General features: G+C 72.0%; 2 protein-coding genes and 1 pseudogene. All 3 read left to right on the forward strand.

Annotated features, from left to right (window positions below; all coding sequences use genetic code 11):
• A pseudogene (locus ND748_RS27680) lies at nucleotides 1-410 on the forward strand (class I SAM-dependent RNA methyltransferase); the annotation flags it as partial.
• A gap of 157 nt (nucleotides 411-567) precedes the next feature.
• Nucleotides 568-2532, forward strand: a complete 1965-nt coding sequence (gene dxs, locus ND748_RS27685; RefSeq protein ID WP_251749144.1) for a 1-deoxy-D-xylulose-5-phosphate synthase — start codon at nucleotides 568-570, stop codon at nucleotides 2530-2532.
• A gap of 276 nt (nucleotides 2533-2808) precedes the next feature.
• The coding region (locus tag ND748_RS27690; protein WP_251749145.1) for a lysylphosphatidylglycerol synthase transmembrane domain-containing protein at nucleotides 2809-3747 on the forward strand (939 nt) is incomplete at its 3' end.

Genomic DNA, 3747 nt, shown 5'->3' on the forward strand with positions numbered 1-3747 from the left:
GGCCGACGGCCGGCCGCGTGGACGTCGCCGTGCTGGACCCGCCGCGCACGGGGGCGGGGCCCGCCGTCATGGCCGCGCTGCTCGCCCACCACCCGCGTGCCGTCGCGTATGTCGCATGCGATCCGGTGGCTCTGGGCCGAGACCTGGCCGCGGCATCCGAGTCTGGTTACGAGCTGGTCTCGCTGCGTGCGTTCGACCTGTTTCCGATGACTGCGCACGTCGAATGCGTGGCCCTGCTGAAGCCGCAGGTAATCGAACCCGCTGTGACCGAGACCGTACGGCAGGTGGGGCGCGCGGCGGCCGCGGGGACAGATCGCTCGGCTCCGCCGCCGTCCGGTCGCCCCGGCGTGTCGTCGGCGCGCCACGCCGGGGCGACCGGTACGTCTGCGTACTCGCATCCCGACCAATAGTGCGCGAGTCGGGGGTGCATTTTACCCCGAGCAGGTCTATTGCCTTCCCATCCACGAGGAACTCACATGTCGTCAGCCCGTCTGCGAGCGCGCAGGGGAGCTGCGTAGACTTTGCCGGACCCGGACCGATCCCCTTTCGGGAGAGGGAGTTCACGCCGTGTCGCTTCTGTCCACGATCAGCTGTCCCCAGGACGTCAAGCGCCTCGACCATGAGGAGCTCGGCGTCCTGGCGGCCGAGATCCGTGATTTCCTCATTCACGCCGTCGCGCGTACCGGAGGCCACCTCGGACCCAATCTCGGTGCCGTCGAGCTGACGCTGGCGATACACCGAGTGTTTGATTCGCCGTTTGACCGCATCCTCTGGGACACCGGCCACCAGTCGTACGTCCACAAGATTCTCACCGGTCGGTCGGGTGATTTCGACGGGCTGCGCCAGCGGGGTGGCCTTTCGGGCTACCCCAGCCGGGCCGAGTCCGAGCACGACATCATCGAGAACTCGCACGCCTCGACCGCCCTGTCCTACGCCGACGGGCTCTCGCGCGCCTACGCGCTGCGCGGGGAGGACCGGGCCGTCGTCGCGGTCGTCGGTGACGGCGCGCTGACCGGCGGAATGTGCTGGGAGGCCCTGAACAACATCGCGGCGGATGACCGCCCTGTCGTCGTCGTCGTCAACGACAATGGCCGGTCCTACGCGCCGACGATCGGCGGCCTCGCCGACCATCTGGCCGCCCTGCGCCTCGCCCCCGAGTACGAGCAGGTTCTCGACGTCGTCAAGCAGGTCCTCGGCCGCACGCCGCTGGTCGGCGCGCCGCTGTTCGACGCGTTGCACGGCATCAAGAAGGGCATCAAGGACGTCGTCCAGCCGCAGGGGATGTTCGAGGACCTCGGGCTGAAGTACGTCGGCCCGGTCGACGGGCATGACGTCGTCGCGGTCGAGTCCGCGTTGCGTCGCGCCCGCGACTTCGGTGGGCCGGTCATCGTCCACTGCGTCACCCGTAAGGGCTTCGGCTACCCGCCGGCCGAGCAGGACGATGCCGACAACTTCCACGGCGTCGGCGTCATCAACCCGGCCACCGGCAAGCCGGTGTCCACGTCGAAGACCACGAGCTGGACGAACGTCTTCTCCGAAGAGATCGTCCAGCTCGGCGCCGAGCGGCCCGACGTGGTCACCCTGACGGCCGCGATGCTCCAGCCGGTCGGCCTCGGCCCGTTCGCCAAGGCCTACCCCGACCGGGTGTTCGACGTGGGCATCGCCGAGCAGCACGCCGTCACCTCGGCCGCCGGGCTCGCCATGGGCGGGCTCAAGCCGGTCGTGTGCCTGTACGCGACGTTCCTCAACCGTGCCTTCGACCAGGTCCTCATGGACGTCGCCCTGCACAACCAGCCGGTGACGTTCGTGCTCGACCGGGCCGGGGTGACCGGTGAGGACGGCGCGTCGCACAACGGCATGTGGGACATGTCGTTCCTGCAGGTCGTCCCCGGCCTCGCGATTGCCGCTCCCCGGGACGCGCCGACCCTGCGCGCCGAACTGCGGGAGGCCGTCGGGACCACCGACAAGCCGACCGTGGTCCGTTTCCCCAAGGGCAAGGTCGCCGCGGACGTGCCGGCGATCGACACCATCGGCGGGGTGGACGTGCTGTTCCGCTCGCCGGCGGTGGCCCAGCGCCGCGAGGTGCTGCTCGTCTCCGTGGGCGCGATGGCCACCACCTGCCTGGAGGTGGCGCGCCTCGTCGCCAGCCAGGGCATCGGCATCACCGTCGTCGACCCCCGCTGGGTCAAGCCCCTGCCCACGGTGCTGGTGGACCTGGCCCGTGACCATGACCTCGTCGTCACCGTCGAGGACAACGGCCGGGTCGGTGGAGTCGGGTCGTCGCTGGCCCAGTTGCTGCGCGACGCCGACGTCGATGTTCCACTGCGCGACTTCGGCATCGCCCAGCGCTTCCTCGACCACGCCAAGCGTGACGAGATCATCGCCGAGGTCGGTCTCGCTCCGCAGGACCTCGCCCGCAAGGTCGTCGAGGCCATCGCGAAGCGCCAGCCCGCGCTGGAGGGCGACCCGGCCGCGGACCAGGTATCCCCGGGCGCGCAGCGCACCGGCGAGCAGGTCGCCGACCAGCACTGATCGTCCCAGCACTGATCCTTGCTGCTTACCGCGCCTCGCGGACTCGGCGCCCCACCACCGGTACCACCGGCGGTGGGGCGCCCCCGTTTGGGCGGCATCTTCTTCCCCGTCTCGGTCTCCGTCTCCGTCCTCGTCCGTCCCCGCCGCATCGACGCCTGCCGTCCGCCGCGGTCGGTGGGGACCGGGCGGGACCTCCCACCCCCCGATGACCGCCCGACGGGGCCGGTCTCGGGGGCCGGCGCGCCGGCGGCCAGAGTCCCGGCCTAGGCTGGCCCGGTGGGTCAGCACACCGCGTCGGCCGAGCCGGCGGCCGCCTCCACCCGCCGATCCGGGCGCGGCCCGCGCTGGTGGCTCGTGCGCGGCGCGCTGGTGGTGGCCCTCGGCCTGCTGGTGGTCGCCCTGGTCAGCCAGTGGAACGACGTGCAGGACTCGTTCCGCCTGCTCACCGTCGGCAGCGTCGTCGCCGCGGGGATCGCGACCATCCTCGCCGTCGGGACGACCGTGCTGTCCTGGCGGGCGCTGCTGGCCGGGCTCGGCGCCGCGCTGCCGCTGCGAGCGGCGGTCCGGATCTTCTTCGTCGGCCAGATCGGGAAGTACATCCCCGGCAGCGTGTGGCCGGTCCTCGCCCAGATGGAGCTTTCCCGCGACTACGGCGTATCCCGGCCGAAGGCGGCCTCGGCGAGCCTGGTCGTGCTGGCCCTCGCCGTGCCCAGCGGGGGCCTCGCCGCGGCGGTCACCCTCCCGTTCGTCTCCGCCGACGCGCTCACGAGATACTGGTGGGCGCTGGCCGCCGTCCCGGTGTTCGCCGTCGTGCTCTACCCGTCGGTGCTGTCCCGGCTGCTGGCGCTGGGATTCCGGCTGCTGCACCGCGCGCCGCTCGAGGAGCCGCTGACGCTGCGGCCCATCGCCGCCGGCGCCGGCTGGCTGCTGGTCAGCTTCTGCTGGTATGGCCTGGCGACCTGGCTGCTCGTGCGTGATCTCGACCCCGAGGTCGGCGGGGGACGGCTGCTGCTGCTCTCGGTCGGCGCCTACGCCCTGGCCTGGACCGCCGGCTTCCTGGTACTGGTGGTTCCGGCCGGCGCGGGGGTCCGCGAGGCGGTGCTCGTGCTGGCGCTCGCGCCCGCCGTCGCGGGCGGTCCCGCCACGCTCGTCGCCCTGGTGGCCCGGCTGCTGGCCACCGTCGCCGACCTGCTCGAGTGCCTGGCCCTGGAGTAC

It is taken from the genome of Frankia sp. AiPs1, assembly GCF_023716945.1.
In the GTDB taxonomy this organism is placed as follows: Bacteria; Actinomycetota; Actinomycetes; order Frankiales; family Frankiaceae; genus Frankia.